This window comes from Veillonella ratti (assembly GCF_003992115.1).
Lineage (GTDB): Bacteria > Bacillota > Negativicutes > Veillonellales > Veillonellaceae > Veillonella_A > Veillonella_A ratti.
Map to the genome: position 1 here is coordinate 21391 of NZ_RQUX01000022.1, position 20292 is coordinate 41682.

Sequence of the window (20292 nt, forward strand, 5' to 3'; positions counted from 1 at the left end):
ACATTGGGCTTTGGTTTGGTAGCGAAAATCTGTCTCCAAGATTTTAGAATGATTAACCTTTATTGATTAATAGCTTATTGGTAACAGTTAACTTGGGTTTAATGATTAATAGTTTAACGCTAACAATTAATGGTTAATGATTACTGCAGGGGCTTTAGCATATCAACGGCGCCCTGCGGACCATAACTGCTCATGGCAGCATAATTACAACCAGACAATAAAGTGCCTTGGTTTATCCTATTTTAGGCAATGGCAGAGTTTTAGTTTTACCGGTAAAACCCTGCTCCCAAAAACCCGGCAAACCATATTTAATGTTTTTCGGTAATCCGGCGTATTCAGTTGTATTTCACAGCAAAGTTAGTATGTCACAGTGATGGTCGTCATTTCGGTGGCATTGCCCAAAATAGCGTCGATTTCTTCGAGGTAGTTCTCGATGCGCTCTTTGGCGAGTTTCGCTTTTTTCACAATATCGGCCGGATCGTAGAAAACGGCTTCATATTGTTTGCGAAGGGTAGTTTCCCGTTCTTCACGGGATTTGGCACTGGCGTTATTAACGGTGCCGAACTCTTGCGCCATACGATCTCTGATAGTCCTTTCGCATAGATCATTGATAAAATCAAACTGCTCGGTAGCGTTAGTTACCTTCTGGCGCAATTCGTTAACGATATAAGACAGCTCATTCGTATAGTAAGCTTTGCGAGCAATGGCGCCGGCGAAGCTTACTTTTTCGGTGCCGATATTTTCTTCGTCGAGAGTAATGAAGCGCGGCAGTTCCACGAAGTTATTCACATTGGCGTCCATAATGGCCACGGCCAATGCTTCACGGCGACGGATTTTGTCGTTTAACGACTGATAATTGGCTTTCACTTCGTCTTGCCAAGCATTAAGCGGCAAGCCGTCGATAACAGCCGTTTGGGCCGATTCAGAAGTGACGAACTTTTCGGACATCATGGCTTTGATTTGTTTGTCTAATAACTTTTTCTGACCTAAGGCTTTACGTAGGCTCATTGTTTCAGTGTTCATGAGGGACCTCCTTAATGATTAATGGATATACATTTCGTTTGATTAGATGGTATCTCATGGGGCGTTTTTTCACAATGGGCATCAAAGTTCAATGGCAGAAGTCAAGATATTATACTTGAATTATTGCTGCTGAAAATCCTGTTATTGTAAAAAGCGAAATTTAACCTATAAAAGCTAGTCATGTTGGAAGACAATTTTTGAGCAGGCTGACAATTGAAATGCCTTTTTTCCTCATGAAGCGCAGTTATGACGAGAATCTATATATTGTTTTTGGTTAACAATAAACCGTATATAATAAGTAATTATGAAAAACCGCACAACAGTGGGCGTTGTGCGGTTTTTTTGTGCTTCAAATTCGGATACTTTACGAGGGTATAAAAAGATGAAGAGTAACAATAGACAATTATTTTTTTGACGAGTAAGAACTTTAATTCATAGCCCTACATAACTGATAGTTATTAGTTATTTGTTTGAAGTTTTCAGAAGGGTTGACATTTAATGTGAGAGGCGTATGATAATAACAAAGAAAAGAGATAGTTCTAATTTGGAGGAGGAATTAATTATGAGTTATTCATTTAATTTATCAGATTTAGAAAAGAAGTTGGCCTATAACTATGCAGTGATGCAAAATAAGAAAGCAGCTCAAGCCGTTTGCAATTTTGAAATTGAAACGTATGATGACAGTCTTGATTTAGTCAGTGTGGAAGCAATGACTCGTGCGTATAAGAAAGCATTAATGGGACGAGCTTTTAATCTTACAACTCGTTAACATGTGTTATATAAAGTGTTTATGCAAATAGAAGTTTGAAATGACAGCAAAATCCCGTAATCGATGGGGCCATCGGTTACGGGATTTTTGTATTTTTAATTGTAAGAGTTCTTACACATAGTTTTATTGATTACCTTGAACAGCAGGTATATTATCAACTTGCCGGGTGTTATAGGCAACGCCCCAGTCGTACATGGCGTTGATAATCGGTTCCATGGTGCGACCTAACGGTGATAGGGCATATTCCACATGTGGCGGAATTACCGGAAATACGGTGCGGGTAATAAGACCGTCGGCCTCGAGTTCGCGAAGTTGCAAGGTCAGGCTGCGATGGGTGACGCCTTCGATTAGTGTCTTGAGTTCGCTGAATCGTTTGTCGCCGGTAAAAAGATGGTATAAAATAATACCTTTCCACTTACCGCTAATAAGCTCTAATGTTGTGGCTACCGGGCATAGTGTACGAGGGCAAGGTTTTAAATTTTCTTTGTTTGTGTTACTGGTGGGTTTCATCACGGTTCTCCTCTGCTTCCATGTACTTGATGTGTTTAGTAAGCTAAAATGTATGAGGTATAAAAAATATACTTAAGTTAATTTATTTACAGTATATATAAAAAATTTGCGTTCTTCAACTATTTTTTTAGATATGCTATACTAAACATGTCGAAAGATAGATATTCAAAATTTAGTATAAATTATTATTAATTTGAAAGGATGATACCCATGAGCATTTCTGCAAATGACATTTTAAACGCTTACAATTATCGTTACGCAACTAAGAAGTTTGACCCTAATAAAAAGGTGTCCGACGCTGATTTCAACACGATTTTAGAAACAGGTCGTTTGTCTCCAAGCTCCTTCGGTTTTGAACCTTGGAAATTCCTTATTATTGAAAAACAGAGCATTAAAGATAAATTGTTTCCTGTATCCTGGGGTGCTCAGAACAGCTTGAACGGTGCCAGCCATTTCATGATTATCTTGGCTCGTAAAAAAGCAGATACCGTAGCTGATGCAGATTACATCACTCACATCATGAAGGATATTAAACACATGCCGGAAGACGTGCAGAACATGATGCGCGGTGCGTACAGCAATTTCCAGACTAACGATTTCAAATTGATCGATAGCGACCGTGCTATGTTCGACTGGGCCAGCAAACAGACTTACATTGCCTTGGCGAACATGATGACAACTGCTGCAATGCTCGGCGTTGACTCCTGCCCAATCGAAGGTTTCAACATTGAAAAAGTAGAAGAAATCTTGAGCGAAGAAGGCGTGCTCGACAAAGAACATTTCGGCGTGTCCGTAATGGTAGGCTTTGGTTATCGTGATGAAGAACCTCATCGTGAAAAAACTCGTCAGCCTATGGAAGATATCGTAACTTGGGTTAAATAAGAGTTTTCGACTAAGATAGTTTTTAGATAATAGAATATAGAACTAAAAATGCTGAGATGACAGTTAAAAGTCACCTCAGCATTTGTTTTTGTTAAACATAAATGATAAAGTATAATACTATCCATTCCGGAAGCTATGTAGATTTATAATTTTAAAATACCAATAACAATCCGCCAATGCCCAATAGTACAACGCCTTGAATACGGTTCAACATACGTTGCGATTTAGGCCCTTGATTTAAGAAACCGCGAAGTTTACCGGCACAAAGAGCGATGATCGAGAATAAGATGAATGCTTGTAGACTGAAAACGGCACCGAGCATGGCAATGGCAAGGCCCGGTGATTCATTATTAGGAGCCACGAATTGAGGCAGGAAGGCGAGGAAGAACAGCAGCACTTTCGGATTCAAGATGTTCATAATGAGACCTTTGCGGTAGATGGCGAAGGCTGATGATTCACCGTTTGAAGCTTGCCTTGATGTTTCATCGCTTGAAGCTTGGCTGGATGTTTCATTGCTGGATACGCTGTTTGTTGCGCTGTTTGAACCGGCAGCAGTAGCTTGACCGGATGCTTCTTCAGTCGGTTGCGCATCCGCAACTTTAGCTGTAAACGCGCCATAGGCAAGGTAGAAAAGATAGGCGGCACCGACATATTTTAAGGCTGCAAAGGCGATTGGTGAGCTTTTAACCAGCGCGGCTACCCCTAAGATAACGAGGCAAGTGTGAAAGACAATGCCCGAGGCGAGACCGGCTGCTAGCGTAATGCCGGCTCTGGCACCGTCGGCGAGGCTTTTTGTTAAAAGATATAAATTATCGGGACCCGGAGCCAGGGTTAAGAGTATTGATGATACTAAAAAGTAAGGAAATAAGGCTAAATCCATATAGAGTAACTCCCTTCAATCGGTCAATGCATACAGTCAGTATAACATATTATTTTCAAAACTCGCCACAGAAGAAAAAACGCAGAATCACACGATTTTCAAAATCATAGTAATAAAATAGGAATTTTAACCCGGAAACCTTGACAAACCATTTCCGGTACACTACCATGAAAACAAAGAGATTGGGAGGCGAATGTATGAATTCAACTGAAATAAAAAAATTACAAGAAGAATATACGAAGGATATTATTGCGTGGCGCCGCCATTTGCACCAATATCCGGAAATTAGTTTTGAAGAACAGGAAACGACTAAATATTTAGCCGGTGAACTGGATAAATTGGGTATTCCGTATGTGATAAATCCTGAAAAAAATACGGGTATTGTGGCCTGGATTGAAGGGCCTCAAAAGGGCAAAACGATTATGCTTCGCGCCGATATTGATGCGCTTACCGTTGATGAACAGACCGGGTATGACTTCGCGTCCAAACATGACGGTAAGATGCACGCCTGCGGTCACGATGCGCATATGGCCATTTTATTGGGCGCCGCTAAAATGTTGAAAACTTTGCAGGACAAAATCAAAGGCAAGGTGTTCCTCGTATTCCAGCCGGCCGAAGAAAGCGGCGAAGGTGCTAAATACATGAAACAGTTCGGTACCTGGTTTGAAGAAACGGACAGTGTGTTCGGGGCTCATATTTGGATTGATTTGCCGGTTGGCAAGATTTCCGTGGAAGCGGGTGAACGCATGGCGGCAGCCCTTGAAATCGGTATCGACATTGAAGGCAAGGGCGGTCATGGGGCACAGCCTCATTTGACAGTGGATGCCACCGTGGTAGCTTCGGCCATCGTGATGAATTTGCAGACCATCGTGTCTCGTCATTTCAGCCCACTTGATTCCGTGGTACTCACCATCGGTAAGATGACCAGTGGTACGCGCTATAATGTTATTTCCGGATCCGCTCGTTTGGAAGGCACCGCTCGTTACTTCAAACATGCCATCGGCGATGATTTGAAACAGACGATGACTCACATGGTCAATGAAACAGCTGCCGCCTACGGGGCTACGGCGAAGGTAACCTTCCGACAAATGGTACCGCCGACGATTAATGATCCGGCCAGCTCGGAACTCGCTCATCGCGTAGGTGCTGAACTCGTTGGTGAAGACAATGTAGTCTTGATGGAAAAAACAATGGCCGGCGAAGACTTTGCTTATTATTTGGAAGAAAAACCGGGTTGCTTTGCTTTCTTCGGTATTGCCAATCCTGAAATTGATGCGGTTCATTCCCATCACAGTAACTTTTTCAAAATTGATGAACGCGCATTGCCAATCGGCTCCGCCATGTACGCCCAATATGCGTTGCAATGGTTGGAAGAACATGCCGAATAATATGACAAAATAGTCTTGCGTTGCCAACAGGTTGCTGAGAAGTAATTTTGACAGTTGCAAGGTCTATGTTAGATTTTGCGAGGTAATCTGTTTAAATAAAACGAATACGGTTTGATTAAATAATAAAAACGCTGTAACCGAAACTAATCGGTTACAGCGTTTTTTGCGTTTTTATAGTTTATGTTACTCTTTGTTCTTTTCTAATTTTTTCTTTTTTTCAAGCTCTTTCTGCTCTTTTTCTTCCTGCTCCTCTTTGTTGAGTTGCTCGATTTGTTCCATTTTAAGTTTAACTGCTTCCGCTTTTAACTCAGCGTCGAAGGAACGGTCACGCACGATTTCGGCACTGAGCAGGATGACCTGGACGGACCAGTTAATCCACACGAAGAGGATCATGATACCAACCAGTGGGCCGTATGTGGAGGAACTGCCTGCAAAATTCGTAACATAGAAGCGATAGCCGTAGGTAAGGGCTAACCAAAGAATCGTAGCTAAGAGGCCGCCAGCGAAGGAGCGTTTCCAAGAGATAAGCTTGTTGATGCTTTCTTTGGTAGCTTCAGGCGTGTCCTTGTCAGTTTCTTTGCGCGGTGCATAGTGGTAAAACAAGGTGAGCACAAGGGTAAAAGAGATCAACGGCAATAAGGTAGCCGCCATAGTGGCGAGGCTGACAATTTCTTTAGGAATAAAGATGAAGCGCTGCATTACCTGTAAGAAGGCCGGGCCATACACCGAAAGGATAAGACCTAAGAGACCGGTTACGGTACCGATAATGGTGAAGAAGAACGCCTTGCTGTACATCTTAATCATGCCTTCTTCCACATGGTCGAGGCCGAGCATGGTGTTAAGGGCGTTAATTAAGGCGCGCGTACCAGCCGACATGGTCCAAAAGGCGGTAATAATACCGATGGAGAACAACGTACCGCTCTGATTTTTGGCTAAGTCATCAATCAGGTTTGACAGGGTATGTTGTGAATCCGGTGGTAAGAGCGCCAGAAATTGATCGAGGATATCCATATTTTGACTGAGAAATACGGAAATAGCTGTTAAAGCAATAATTAAGAAGGGCACTATGGATAAAATAATATAGTACGTTGCTTCGGCGGATAAGCGTCCGATATTGTGCTCGCTGTAATCCTTGGCAACGCGCTTTGCCCCATTAATAAAAGACTTCATAGTTATTAACTCCTTATAAATAATTTCGTTTATCGTTGGTCGATATATGGCAAAAGCCGATGTATCTATATATTAGATTTTATCGATATACTTATTTATAACATATTTTCGAAGAAAATTATAGTGTTTAGATGAAAATAGATAAATTATAAATAACTCTAATTATTTTATTTTTAACAGTTGCATATTTTGAATTGTTATGATACTATTTAATCATAGAAACAAAACAAATTGTTAGGCTGACAGAAAATTAGTTAGCATAATAGAATTTGGAAATGAAGAATGAATAATCAAAATGACGGTGGAAGTTGATGTTTAGGTCATTCAGTTTGAATAGGACATTGGTTGGGACACCAAACAGTTAGTTTGTATGACGCCAAGATGCGTGAAAGGTGAGGGGCGGTTTTTATGAAAAATGAATTGGAAAATTTGAAACAAATTGCTCACGGGTTAGCTCAGCAGTTTGGCGAAACTTGTGAAATTGTAATTCACGACGTACGCACGCCGGAAATGGAAGGTACCGTTGTTTGTATTGAAAACGGCGAGATATCTAATAGAAAGTTAGGTGACGGACCGTCCCACGTGGTGCTCGATGCGCTTAAGAATGACGGCAAAGATTTAGAAGACCGATACGGTTATTTAACCAAAACCAAAGATGGTCGCGTTTTTCGCTCCAGTACCATGTACATGCGTGATGATAAAGGGCAAATTACGTATGTGTTCTGTATTAATTCAGACATTACGAATTTGATTCATTTGCAGCAAATGGTAAATCAACTCACGGAACCTGTGGGGATCGCGACGGGCAACTCGGCAAGTAAAGAAGCCGACGGGGCTGAACGAATTACGACAAGTGTAACCGATTTGCTGGATGATTTAATTGAGCAGGCGGTGGCTAAGGTAGGTAAGCCGGCCCAGCTTATGACGAAGGCTGAACGGTGTGAAGCTTTGAAGTATCTAAATGATGCGGGCGCCTTTTTAATATCCAAAGCGGCCGACAAAATCGGGGAATACTTCGGCATTTCAAGATTTACTTTATACAGCGATTTAAACGTTGTTAAAGATAAAGAGAAGGAAGAGCAGGTAAAAGCGAAAGCTAAATAATGGGGACATAAACATCGGTTACGGTGCCGGCTGATTTACTCACTTAGAAATAATCAGCCTGACAATTTGTAAGCCGATACACATAGGATCGATTTAGAGGTTAGTAGGTATGGGAGGTATAACATGGATTCGTTGAAGTGGCAAGTTAATACATTACCTAAGGGTAATGATGATAATTTAGCTATCATGTCGGTGGCGGAAGCCAAAAAAGCCCGCGCGTTTCATCAGAGTTTTCCACAGTATGAAACAACACCGTTAACGCAGTTGCCGCAGTTAGCCAGATTCTGGGGCTTGGGTAGCCTTTTTGTCAAAGATGAATCATATCGTTTCGGCTTAAATGCCTTTAAGGTATTGGGCGGTTCGTATTCGATGGTCAAATATGTGGCACAGCAGCTCCATAAAGACGTATCGGATTTGCCATATAGCGTAATGACATCCAAAGAGTTACACGAACAAATGCCGGAGATTACGTTCTTTACGGCTACCGACGGTAACCATGGTCGAGGAGTGGCCTGGTCAGCTCGTCAATTAGGTCAAAAAGCCGTTGTATTTATGCCGAAGGGCACGACCAAATCTCGCTTGGAACATATTCAGCGCGAAGGTGCTACCGTAACCATTGAAGAGCTCAATTATGATGATTGTGTGCGCAAAGCGGTGGCAGAAGCGGCTAAGGTAAAAAACGGCGTCGTTGTGCAGGATACAGCCTGGGAAGGGTATGAAGAGGTGCCAAGCTGGATTATGCAAGGCTACGGCACGATGGCCTTAGAAGCGGGTGAACAATTGGCGACGGCCGGAGCTGTGCCGACTCACATTTTTGTTCAAGCCGGGGTAGGCTCGTTAGCCGGTGCCGTTACAGGCTATTTTAGAAACTTATATAAAAATGAGGCGCAACAGCCGAAAATTATCGTGGTGGAAGCTCAAGCGGCCGATTGCTTATATCAAGGGGCGGTAGCCGGCGATGGTAAACCGCGTATAGTGGGCGGTGATTTGCAGACGATTATGGCCGGTCTTGCTTGCGGCGAACCGAATACGATAAGTTGGGAAATTTTACGAAATCACGCCGATGTGTTCGTGTCCGCACCGGATTGGGTAGCCGAGTGGGGCATGCGCATCAGTGCAGCACCGATAAAAGGCGATACGCCGATTACATCCGGTGAGTCCGGCGCGGCACCGTTGGGGACGGTAGCGGCCATTATGACTTGTCCGGAATATAAAGAGTTAAAAGACATCCTAGGTTTGGACGAAACATCGAGGGTATTATGTTTCTCCACCGAAGGTGACACCGATCCGATTCGCTATAAAGACATCGTTTGGTACGGTAAAAAATAAGGGAATCAATTAATTGATTTTGGTGAGAATGCGTAGAACTTAGGTTAATCAATTAAATGATTATAAGTAAGAATGTGTAGGTATTGAGGAGGTTGTATTATGGATTTTGAAGCTATCAAAAAAGCAGCGCAGAGCTATGAAGCGGCTATGACGAAATGTTTGCGTGACATCGTGGCAATTCCCGGTGAAAGTGCTGATGAAAAAGGCCATGCCGATCGCATTGCGGAAGAAATGCGAGCCGTAGGTTTTGATGAAGTGCTGATTGATCCGCAAGGGAACGTGTTGGGCTATATGGGAAGCGGTAAAACGTTAATCGCTTATGATGCTCATATTGATACCGTTGGTATCGGCAATCGTGAAAACTGGACATTTGATCCTTATGAAGGCTTTGAATCGGCTACCGAAATCGGCGGTCGCGGTGTATCGGACCAGTTGGGTGGTATCGTTTCCGCCATTTACGGTGCTAAAATCATGAAAGACTTAGGCCTTTTGAACGACAAATACCGCGTACTCGTAACCGGTACCGTTCAGGAAGAAGACTGTGACGGCCTTTGCTGGGAATACATGATTAAAGAAAGCAAAATTCACCCTGAATTTGTAGTATCTACGGAACCTACGGACGGCGGTATCTATCGCGGTCAACGAGGACGTATGGAAATCCGCATCGACGTAAAAGGCGTTTCCTGCCACGGCTCCGCACCGGAACGTGGTGACAATGCGATTTATAAAATGGCCGATATTTTACAAGATATCAGAGCCCTTAATGAAAACGATGCGGCCGCTGAAACGAAGATTAAAGGCCTCGTAAAAATGCTCGACAAAGAATATAACGATCAGTGGGAAGAAGCGCAATTCCTTGGTCGCGGCACCGTTACCGCTTCGGAAATCTTCTTCACATCCCCAAGTCGTTGCGCCGTAGCTGACTCTTGTGCCGTATCCTTGGACCGCCGCATGACAGCCGGTGAAACTTGGGAAAGCTGCCTTGATGAAATCAGAGCATTACCGGCCGTACAGAAATACGGCGATGATGTGACCGTATCCATGTACCAATATGATCGTCCATCGTACACAGGACTCGTATATCCGATTGAATGCTATTTCCCAACCTGGGTTATTCCTAAAGACCACAAGGTAACGGTTGCTCTCGAAGAAGCGTATAAAGGCTTATACGGCACGGAACGTATCGGCGACAGCACGACTGTTGAAATGCGTAAAGCACGTCCGTTGACGGATAAATGGACATTCTCCACTAACGGCGTTTCCATTATGGGGCGTAACGGCATTCCATGTATCGGTTTTGGTCCGGGCGCGGAAGCACAGGCTCATGCACCGAATGAAAAAACTTGGAAGCAGGATCTCGTAACCTGTGCCGCTGTATATGCAGCTTTGCCAACTATGTATTGTAAATAACAGTAGTGAATATCGGTACGAGTTTAGCATAAGATTTTAGGGAGTGTACCGATATAGCCGTGTGATAGGAAAGGGATAGTATCATGACAGATTTCAATAAAGTAGTTAGTGAATTAGCCAAATTGGATTGTAAAAATATGTTCGGCGAGGATTTCTTCCTTACCTGGGAAAAAAGTGATGATGAACTGAAAGCCGTTTGGGCCGTAGCTGATGCGCTTCGTGCTTTGCGTGAACAGAATATCTCCACTAAAGTGTTTGACAGCGGTCTCGGCATCTCCTTATTCCGTGATAATTCGACGCGTACACGCTTCTCCTTCGCCTCCGCTTGTAACCTCTTGGGCCTTGAAGTACAGGATCTCGATGAAGGTAAATCGCAGATTGCCCATGGTGAAACGGTTCGTGAAACGGCCAACATGGTATCCTTCATGGCCGATGTAATCGGTATTCGCGATGATATGTACATCGGCAAAGGCAATGCGTATATGCATGCCGTGTCTGATGCGGTTAAAGAAGGTTTTGAAGACGGCGTGTTGGAACAGCGTCCGAATCTTGTAAATTTACAGTGCGATATCGACCATCCGACTCAGGTTATGGCTGATGCGGCACATATTATTAAAGAATTCGGCGGTATTGAAAACTTAAAGGGCAAAAAAGTGGCTATGACTTGGGCTTATTCCCCATCTTACGGCAAACCTTTATCCGTACCGCAAGGGGTTATCGGCTTATTCACGCGCCTCGGTATGGAAGTTGTTTTGGCTCATCCGGAAGGCTATGAAGTAATGCCGGAAGTAGAAGAAGTGGCTAAGAAAAATGCAGCTGCATCGGGCGGTTCTTTTAAAAAGACCCATGATATGAAAGAAGCCTTCAAAGACGCTGATATTGTATATCCTAAGAGCTGGGCACCGTTCGCTGCCATGGAAAAACGCACTAAATTATATGGCGACGGCGATTTAGAAGGAATTGATACCTTAGAAAAAGAATTATTACAACAGAACGCTAATCATAAAGATTGGGCTTGCACCGAAGAAATGATGAAGCTCACTAAAGACGGCAAAGCCTTATACTTACACTGCTTACCGGCTGACATTACCGGCGTAAGCTGTGAAACCGGCGAAGTAGACGCCACTGTATTTGACCGCTATCGTGTACCGCTTTACAAAGAAGCAAGCTATAAACCATACGTGATTGCCGCTATGATTTTCCTTAGCAAATTCAAAGACCCTGTACAAAAATTGAAAGATTTGCAGGCCAAAGGTAAAGCGCGCATCGATCGTTAATTGGGAGCATAGGTACTGCGGCTATAGGGGCGCGAAGCTATCCTATAGCCCGGTACTAAGGTATAAGTTTCAGAGGTATACAGTATGGCAAAACGGGCAGTTATTGCATTAGGTGGCAATGCATTGGGCAATACGCTACCGGAACAGATGCAAGCAGTTAAAGGGACCTCAAAAATCATCGTTGATTTAGTTGAAATGGGGTACGAAGTTGTTGTCACACACGGCAACGGTCCTCAAGTGGGGATGATAAATAATGCTATGGCTGCATTATCGCGAGAAAATCCGAAACAACCGAATACACCGTTATCGGTTTGTGTAGCCATGAGTCAAGCCTATATCGGCTATGACCTTCAGAACGCGCTAAGAGAAGAACTGTTAAATCGCAACATTCGTGACTTAGCGGTGTCCACCATGGTGACGCAGGTACGGGTCGATGAAAACGATCCGGGGTTTAAGAATCCTACGAAGCCGATCGGTCACTTCATGAGTGAAGCAGAAGCGCGCTACGCAGAAGAACATTATGATTACAAATGCGTGGAAGATTCGGGGCGCGGTTGGCGACGTGTAGTCGCTTCGCCGGCGCCTATGGAAATTGTAGAACTGGATGCCATTAAGCAACTCGTAGGTCATCAATTGGTGATTTGCTGCGGTGGCGGCGGTATTCCGGTTGTGAAAAAAGACAATCATTTAAGCGGTGCATCCGCTGTTATCGATAAAGATTGGACCAGCAGCGTCTTGGCACAGGCCATTGATGCTGATGTATTTATAATTTTGACAGCCATTGAAAAAGTAGCCATTCATTTCGGCAAACCGAATGAACAGTGGCTCGATGAAATGACGGTAGCGGAAGCTAAGCAATATGCTGCGGACGGTCAATTTGCCGCCGGTTCCATGCTGCCGAAGGTAGAAGCGGCTATTCAATTTGCTGACAGCAAACTGGGCCGCACAGCCATTATCACCTTATTGGAAAAAGCCAAAGAAGGGCTTGAAGGCAAAACCGGTACACGTATACACCGGTAGAAAGGTGGCTAACTATGTTATTACTTGGCAAAGGTACGGTTATTACGAGAAATCCGGCGCAGCCTATGATTACGCGCGGTGCCGTTGTGATGGACGGCAAGACGATTATCGCGGTGGGCGGTTACGATGAGCTGAAGGCGAAATATCCTGACGCTACCGTAATTAATGCTCATGGCAAGTTGATTATGCCGGCGTTTATTAATGCCCATCACCATATTTACTCCGCTTTGGCACGCGGACTGGCACTACCGAATTACAATCCCACTAACTTTAACGAGATTTTGGAAGGCATGTGGTTTTATTTAGATAACAATCTAAATAGAAATTCCGTGTGGGCCAGTGCGGTTGCTACCTATATGGCCTGTATTGAAAACGGTGTTACCACGATTTTTGACCACCATGCCAGTTATGGTGAAACGGCTGGCAGCCTCAGTGTTATCGGTGATGTGGCCAAAGAGTTTGGCGTTCGCTCCTGTCTATGCTATGAAGTGAGCGATCGGAACGGGCAAGCAGCCATGGAAGCAGCGGTAGCGGAAAATGTGCGCTTCGGTAAGGCCGTAAAAGCAGCGAATCCGGAGGACATTGAACTAGCGGCTATGTTCGGCCTCCATGCATCATTTACATTGAGTCCGGCCACGCTTGATTATGTACGAAAGCAAAATGCGGATAGCCTGGGCTATCACATTCACGTCGCCGAAGGTATAAGCGATGAAGAAGACAGCCTTGCTAAATACGGTAAACGCGTTGTTAATCGCCTTTATGACGAAGGCATTTTAGGACCGACTACGATTACCGGCCATTGTATTCATATTGATGCCGAGGAACTTTCAATCCTCAAAAAGACGGATACCATGGTTGTCCATAATCCGGAAAGCAATATGGGCAATGCCGTAGGGGCGCCGGATATTTTGGCCATGACTAAAGCGGGGTTACGCGTAGGTCTCGGCACAGACGGTTACACCAGCGATATGTTGGAATCCTATAAAGCGGCCAATTGCCTCGTTAAACATCGCAGCGGTTTACCAAATCAAGGGTGGGTTGAAATTCCGACAATGCTCTTTGATACGAATCGCAAAATGGCGGAACAGTTTTTCAACATCACCACCGGTATTTTGACACCGGGCGCAGCAGCCGATGTAATTGTGATGGATTATGAACCGCCAACACGTTTGACGGCCGATAATATTAACGGTCATCTCTTATTCGGTGCCAACGGCATGAATGTGGTGACGACAATCAGCAACGGCGTGGTGCGATACCAAGATCGCCAATGGCAGGGCCTCAATAAACAGGCATTGCTCGGTGAAGTACGCGAGATAGCCGAAGAACTATGGCATCAACTAAAGGCTTAAATTGGAAGCGTAATCTTCAGGCAGACATTATAGGCAGAAAGTTATAGCCGACATTATAGGCCTAAACTACAGACATAAATTAGAAGTATAAATTACAGGTGTAATGTATTCGATGTTCGCAAAAAGGAGTGAGTCCTCATGAGCGATATTATGTACCCGGTAAGTTTTGATAAATTAATGAATCATATTCTACAGGAATATGCTCTTCATCAACGTATTTATAATGTAACTAAAATTCACCGCTACGAAGGGATCAAGGTGCTTAAGTTGTTTGGCAAAACCTTGGAAAACCCTCTGGGACCGGCAGCCGGGCCGCATACTCAGTTAGCGCAGAATATTATTGCCGCCTATGTGGGTGGCGCACGGTTTATCGAATTGAAAACCGTGCAAACCATGTACGGCGAAGAACTTGGTATTCCGCGGCCATGCATCTACTCTAATGATGAATCGTACAACGTGGAATGGTCCGCTGAATACAGAGCGGATGAAGCCATGGCGGAATATATTAAGGCCTGGTTTGCCCTCAAATTAATCAGTAAAGAATTTGGTTTGGGTAATCCGGACGGTTTTATCTTCAATATGAGTGTGGGCTACAATTTAGCCGGCATCAAAGACCCGCTAATCGACGCTTTTATTGAAAACTTAAAAGACGCCGGTAAGACGGAAACCTGGCAGGCTTGCAAAGCATGGACCTTGGCTAATTTAGATAAATTCAAACGGATTGATGAAGCCTATGTGGCAAACATTAATTCAGATATTTGTCAGTCCATTACCTTATCTACCATGCACGGTTGTCCGGCCAATGAAATCGAAGCTATTTGCAGTTATTTGCTGGAAACAAAAGGGCTCAACTTATATTTGAAATGTAATCCGACTTTACTCGGCTATGATCGCGTACGCACTTTATTGGACGATGCCGGTTTTGCCTATGTGAAGTTTGATAAACAGCAATTTGAAGTGGATCCTACCATGGCTGATGCCGTGCCGATGATAGAGCGTTTACAAGCATTAGGTAAAAAGTGCGGTAAGCAATTCGGCGTTAAGCTCACCAATACCTTCCCGGTTCAAATTCTTGAAAAAGAACTGCCGGGCGAGCAAATGTATATGGCCGGCAAAGCCTTATTACCATTGACGATTACCTTGGCGGCGGAGCTTAGCCGAGCATTAGATGGTAAACTTGCTATTTCGTATAGCGGTGGCGCCGATCGCAAGAGTATCGGGGATATTTTTGAAACCGGTATTTGGCCGATTACGGTTTGCACCACCTTGCTGCAAGGTGCCGGTTACGATCAGCTTGATGATTTGGCAAAACGCGTAGAAAGTAAAGACTATGATGCTATTACCGCGTTAAATGTGCCGGCTATAGAAAAGTTGGCTCAAACCGTGGCTTTATCACCGGAATTCCACAAAACCGAGGCTATGCGCGTAAAGCGAGCCAAACAACCGGGTTTTCAGGCGGCTCACAGTGATGATTATCACTGCCGCGTGACGTGTGGCACTTGCGTTCGTGTTTGCCCGAACCGATCCAATGAACTCGTTACGGTGGATGGTCAAAAACTGATTATTCACATTGATGAAGCGTGCAATGAATGCGGTAACTGCGCTTGCAATTGCATCGAACCTTGTCAGCCGTATAAAGATCGATTGACTTTCTTTTTAGATAAAGAGCGATTACAGGCAAGTGAAAATGACGGCTTCTACAAAGCCGGTGAAGAATGGGGGTTCCGTTTTAAGGGGCAGGAAGCCGTGCTTCCGCTTGAAAAATTACCGAGCCCGTTACAGTCGATAGTAAGTGCGTTCAGTAAGGAGATGCCTTATTATCTATAACCCTTCAATGTTGAAGGAGGGAGGCTTACCCTATGTTTAAATTTCAAATTAACGGACAATGGCATGAAACAGCAACGGATAAGACATTACTTCAATATTTGCGCGATGACCTTCACTTAACGGGGACGAAGGATGGTTGCGCAGCCGGAGCGTGTGGGGCTTGTACAGTCATTGCCGGCGGGAAAAAGGTAAAAGCCTGTGTACTTAAGGTTTCACAGCTGGCGGATAAGCCGGTTGTGACCATAGAAGGCTTGACGGAGCGAGAAAAAGACGTGTATGTGTATGCTTTTGGCGAATGCGGTGCCGTGCAGTGTGGTTTTTGTATTCCCGGCATGGTTATGAGTGCCAAAGCATTGTTGGATGAGAACTTAAATCCTACCCGTGACGATGTGAAGTTAGCGATTAACGGTAATATTTGTCGTTGTACGGGTTATGTAAAAATTGAAGACGCTATTTTATTGGCAGCCAAACTATTTCGTGAAAACAGTCCGATTCCCGAGAGCGACAGATCCGGTAAAATCGGCACCTTACTCCATCGGGTCGATGCGAAGGAAAAAACCTTGGGCACCGGTGTATACACCGATGATATGGTTCTGCCGGGCATGATTTATGCCAAAGCGGTACGCAGTAAATATCCGCGAGCCGTGGTGGAACATATCGACATTTCCAAGGCCTTAGCCCATCCCGATTGCGTAACGGTGTTATTGGCGAAAGACGTGCCGTTCAATAAAACGGGCCATATCATCCAAGATTGGGACGTGCTCATCGCTGAAGGCGATACGACGCGCTACATAGGCGATGCTATCGCCCTGGTGGCGACAGAACATAAGGACATGCTTGACGAAGTGTGCAATTTGGTGGATGTTACCTATACGGAACTGACCCCGATTTTAACGCCGGAAGCGGCTATGGCACCGGATGCACCGCTCATTCACAGCAGCGGCAATATGCTATCCCATCAAGTTCTTCATCGCGGTGATGCGGATGCAGCTATTAAAGCGGCTAAATATGTGGTAACGCGTCATTATTCGACGCCGCAGACGGACCATGCGTTCATGGAACCGGAATGTGCTATTGCAGAACCTCGTGAAGACGGCGGACTCAATCTGTATACAGGTGGTCAAAGCGTGTATGATGAGCAACGCGAAGTGAGCCGTATGTTAAAAGTCGATCAAAGTGAAATTCACGTTCATAGCATGCTGGTAGGCGGCGGTTTCGGCGGCAAGGAAGACATGAGTGTACAACATCATGCGGCGCTCATGGCTTGGCATACCAAGCGGCCGGTCAAAGTGAAGTTTTCACGCCAGGAAAGCCTGGATATTCATGTGAAACGCCATGCTATGGAAATGGATATTACGACGGCTTGTGATGAAGAAGGCAATTTGGTAGCCAGCAAGGTTGTCATTGTGTCAGACGGTGGCGCTTATGCATCCTTGGGCGGTCCGGTTTTACAAAGGGCCTGCACTCACTCGGGCGGACCTTACCACTATGAGAATTTCTCGGTGGAAGGTACCTGCTACTATACCAATAATGTGCCGGGCGGTGCGTTCCGCGGGTTTGGCGTAACGCAAAGCGTGTTCGGTCAGGAAATTAACATCGATCTGTTAGCCGACATGGTGGGTATGGATCCTTGGGAGTTTCGTTATAAAAACGCCGTTCGTCCCGGTGAATCTTTACCAAATGGGCAATTGGCGGGACCGGAAACGGGGCTCGTTGAATGTTTGGACGCAGTGAAAGAGTCCTATTATGCTTCGCCTAGAACGGGCCTGGCCGTATGCATGAAAAATAGCGGCATCGGCGTAGGTTTGCCGGATACCGGTCGGGTACGCCTTGAAGTTCGGGACGGTAAAGTGCGCATTCGCACCTCCGCCGCCTGTATCGGTCAAGGTTTGGGCACCGTAGCCACTCACATTCTTTGTGAAACTACCGGAATTTCGCCGGATGATGTCATCGTTGAAGCACCGGATACGGATAGAACGCCGGATTCGGGTACGACCACGGCATCGAGACAGACGGTTTTCACCGGCGAGGCAACACATGTGGCCGCTCAGCAGCTTAAAGAGGTGCTTGATTCGGGGAAAACGTTAAAAGACCTTGAAGGTTGTGAATATTACGGTGAATATCACGGCATTACCGACCCGATGGGCAGTGATAAACCGCATCCGGTAAGTCATGTGGCGTATGGTTATGGCGCCTGCGTGGCCACCATCGATGAGAAAAACTTTGTAAGTAAAATGGACGTAGCCTTTGATGTAGGACGTGTGATTAACCCGAAAGCCTGTGAGGGGCAGGTTGAGGGCGGTACTTTGATGGGTATGGGCTACGGCGTAACAGAAGATTTTAAAATGGATAACGGTCGTGTAGTCACTAAATATGGGACTTTGGGATTACTCAGAGCGAAACAGCGACCGGACATTACCGTACATTTTGTTGAAAAGGGTACGCCGGACCAAATGGCGTACGGAGCAAAAGGGATTGGCGAAATTGCCACCATTCCGATGGCTCCGGCTATATCCAATGCATACCGTCATATCGATAAAGAAGAACGTCGGCGACTTCCTTTGCAACATACAGGCTATAAACGATAGGCAAGGAGTTGAAGGGGTATGACAACGGATAGAACCGAAGTAGTACAGTCGAACGCCGTAGGCGTTGATGAACTTACGGAAACACTAACGGATGAGGTTGAAGTAAAAATGCCGGACGGCACCAAGCGCGTGAATCCGGTAGATGAAATTTTACCGGTAGGGCAGATGTTTGCTTACGGCTTGCAGCATGTACTGGCCATGTATGCCGGTGCGGTAGCCGTGCCGATTATTATCGCCCAAGGATTGGGCCTTTCCACAGAACTTTTGACATGTTTAATCAATGCCGACCTTATGGCGGCCGGCATTGCTACCTTGATTCAAACCTTGGGTGTCTGGAAAATAGGGGCCAGAATCCCAATGATTCAAGGTGTTAGTTTTGCCTCGGTAGCGCCGATGTTGGTTATCGGCCGAGAATTCGGCCTTACGGCTATCTTCGGAGCCGTTATCGTGGCCGGCTTAATTGGTTTCTTGATTTCGCCGTATTTCAGTAAATTGATTCGTTTTTTCCCACCCGTTGTAACGGGGACAATTATTACCTTAATCGGTATTTCGCTCTTACCGGTGGCCGTTCGTTGGGCCGGCGGGGGCAATCCGAATTCAGCGGATTTTGCAAGCCTTCACAATCTGGGCTTAGCTATAATTACGTTAGCTATCGTGGTGCTCGTGTACCGAGTATTTAAAGGCTTTATCAGTAATTTATCAATCTTAATCGGTCTCATGGGCGGCACTATGGTGGCGTATTTTATGGGCTATACCGATTTTAGTGCCGTTGGCCATGCCGACTGGGTCGGCATAGTACCGCCACTGTATTTCGGTTTCCCAAGGTTTGAATGGTCCGCCATTTTGTCCATGCTGATTGTAATGCTCGTTATTATGGTGGAAACTACCGGTGACTGCATTGCTATCGGTGAAATTGTAGGGCGTAAAATCAATAAGCCGCGCCTCGCCGCTTGCCTCCGGGCTGACGGTATCTCCACCGCGTTGGCAGGTGTACTTAATACCTTCCCGCATTCTGCATTTGCTCAAAACGTAGGGCTTGTAGCGGTAACGGGCATTAAGAGCCGCTATGTAGTGGCTTGCTCCGGTATTATTCTCTTGGTATTGGGTTTATTCCCTAAGATGGGTGCCTTGATTGCTTCCATTCCGAGTGCCGTTCTTGGCGGAGCCGGTCTTGCCATGTTCGGTATGATTATTGCCAGCGGGATTCGTGCCTTAGGTAAAGTATCCTTTGAAGGCAATTATAACTTGATGATTGTAGCAGTCAGCATCAGCGTAGGCATGATTACCTTAGTGTATCCAAGCTTTTTTGCCCGCTTCCCTGAATGGGCTCAGACCGTAATGCATAGCGGCATTACCTTGGGCAGCTTGGTAGCCGTGCTTATGAACGTGCTCTTAAACGGTAGCGAAGGCCATCCTTCGGATCGGCCGGATAAGATCAAATAGCAATTAGGATTAAATAACAATTAAGGTTAACAGTATCAAATGCTAGATTTAAAAACTCTTTAAATGCTAAATCTAAAAACTCATCAGATGCTAATTTTAAAAATTGAATATTAGAGAAAGGCGATTCTGAGTGCAGTGCCGAAAAGTTAGCCTTAGTTGCTTTAACTTTAATCGGCGCTGTCGGGGAATCGCCTTTTGTCCCTTTACTCTTTTGAAACCGCAATCAAAATTACTTCCATGTGAAGTGCTTTGTTTTTTTCAAAAAATAATTTTGACAAAACGGAACAATCATTGTTTAATAAATAGGGTAAATATATAGT

At 45.0% G+C, this 20292-nt stretch carries 16 protein-coding genes; 12 read left to right on the top strand and 4 right to left on the bottom strand.

Translation table 11 applies throughout. From position 1 onward, the window contains the following. Positions 1 to 357: 357 nt before the first annotated feature. On the bottom strand, positions 358 to 1023 hold the full coding sequence (locus EO124_RS08840; protein WP_127059226.1) for a hypothetical protein: 666 nt from the start codon (positions 1021 to 1023) through the stop codon (positions 358 to 360). Positions 1024 to 1585: 562 nt separating this feature from the next. Between EO124_RS08840 and EO124_RS08845 the strand changes: the two genes are divergently transcribed. Next, entirely contained in the window at positions 1586 to 1792 is a 207-nt protein-coding gene (locus EO124_RS08845) for a hypothetical protein (protein ID WP_127059227.1), read from the top strand. A 123-nt stretch (positions 1793 to 1915) separates the two neighbouring features. Here EO124_RS08845 and EO124_RS08850 read toward each other — a convergent pair whose 3' ends face one another. Further along, the gene (locus EO124_RS08850; RefSeq protein ID WP_127059228.1) at positions 1916 to 2302 is read right to left on the bottom strand and encodes a winged helix-turn-helix transcriptional regulator; all 387 of its coding nucleotides are present in this window, start codon (positions 2300 to 2302) and stop codon (positions 1916 to 1918) included. 210 nt (positions 2303 to 2512) lie between these two features. On the opposite strand from EO124_RS08850, the gene EO124_RS08855 reads away from it, so the two are divergent. Next, positions 2513 to 3184 carry an NAD(P)H-dependent oxidoreductase gene (locus EO124_RS08855; protein WP_127059229.1) on the top strand — a complete coding sequence of 224 codons (672 nt, stop codon included), beginning with the start codon at positions 2513 to 2515 and terminating at the stop codon, positions 3182 to 3184. 151 nt (positions 3185 to 3335) lie between these two features. On the opposite strand, the gene EO124_RS08860 is transcribed toward EO124_RS08855, so the two are convergent. Next, a complete protein-coding gene (locus tag EO124_RS08860) occupies positions 3336 to 4064 on the bottom strand; it encodes a LysE family translocator (RefSeq protein ID WP_127059230.1) in 729 nt (242 codons plus the stop codon). Between the two features lie 197 nt (positions 4065 to 4261). On the opposite strand from EO124_RS08860, the gene EO124_RS08865 reads away from it, so the two are divergent. After that, a complete protein-coding gene (locus EO124_RS08865; RefSeq protein ID WP_127059231.1) occupies positions 4262 to 5452 on the top strand; it encodes a M20 metallopeptidase family protein in 1191 nt (396 codons plus the stop codon). 183 nt (positions 5453 to 5635) lie between these two features. On the opposite strand, the gene EO124_RS08870 is transcribed toward EO124_RS08865, so the two are convergent. Continuing rightward, positions 5636 to 6622 (bottom strand): YihY/virulence factor BrkB family protein, encoded by a 987-nt coding sequence (locus tag EO124_RS08870; protein WP_127059232.1) that lies wholly within the window; start codon positions 6620 to 6622, stop codon positions 5636 to 5638. Positions 6623 to 7030: 408 nt separating this feature from the next. Here EO124_RS08870 and EO124_RS08875 point away from each other — a divergent pair, with 408 nt between their 5' ends. The 9 genes from EO124_RS08875 to EO124_RS08915 all read left to right on the top strand — a co-directional run bounded on the left by EO124_RS08875 (position 7031) and on the right by EO124_RS08915 (position 19972). Next, entirely contained in the window at positions 7031 to 7726 is a 696-nt protein-coding gene (locus EO124_RS08875; protein WP_127059233.1) for a helix-turn-helix transcriptional regulator, read from the top strand. Positions 7727 to 7849: 123 nt separating this feature from the next. Beyond that, the gene (gene dpaL, locus EO124_RS08880) at positions 7850 to 9055 is read left to right on the top strand and encodes a diaminopropionate ammonia-lyase (RefSeq protein WP_127059234.1); all 1206 of its coding nucleotides are present in this window, start codon (positions 7850 to 7852) and stop codon (positions 9053 to 9055) included. Positions 9056 to 9154: 99 nt separating this feature from the next. Continuing rightward, entirely contained in the window at positions 9155 to 10465 is a 1311-nt protein-coding gene (locus tag EO124_RS08885) for a YgeY family selenium metabolism-linked hydrolase (protein WP_127059235.1), read from the top strand. An 83-nt stretch (positions 10466 to 10548) separates the two neighbouring features. Beyond that, a complete protein-coding gene (gene ygeW / locus EO124_RS08890) occupies positions 10549 to 11742 on the top strand; it encodes a knotted carbamoyltransferase YgeW (protein ID WP_021841241.1) in 1194 nt (397 codons plus the stop codon). 84 nt (positions 11743 to 11826) lie between these two features. Then, on the top strand, positions 11827 to 12762 hold the full coding sequence (gene arcC, locus EO124_RS08895) for a carbamate kinase (RefSeq protein WP_127059236.1): 936 nt from the start codon (positions 11827 to 11829) through the stop codon (positions 12760 to 12762). Positions 12763 to 12776: 14 nt separating this feature from the next. After that, positions 12777 to 14114: a putative aminohydrolase SsnA gene (gene ssnA, locus EO124_RS08900; RefSeq protein WP_127059237.1), complete on the top strand. Its 1338-nt coding sequence runs from the start codon at positions 12777 to 12779 to the stop codon at positions 14112 to 14114. A 138-nt stretch (positions 14115 to 14252) separates the two neighbouring features. Next, positions 14253 to 15941, top strand: coding sequence for a selenate reductase (locus EO124_RS08905; protein WP_127059238.1), 1689 nt, complete (start codon positions 14253 to 14255; stop codon positions 15939 to 15941). Positions 15942 to 15973: 32 nt separating this feature from the next. Then, positions 15974 to 18529 (top strand): selenium-dependent xanthine dehydrogenase, encoded by a 2556-nt coding sequence (gene xdh, locus EO124_RS08910; RefSeq protein WP_127059239.1) that lies wholly within the window; start codon positions 15974 to 15976, stop codon positions 18527 to 18529. 108 nt (positions 18530 to 18637) lie between these two features. Then, positions 18638 to 19972 carry a nucleobase:cation symporter-2 family protein gene (locus EO124_RS08915; RefSeq protein ID WP_127059240.1) on the top strand — a complete coding sequence of 445 codons (1335 nt, stop codon included), beginning with the start codon at positions 18638 to 18640 and terminating at the stop codon, positions 19970 to 19972. The last annotated feature ends 320 nt before the right edge of the window (positions 19973 to 20292 follow it).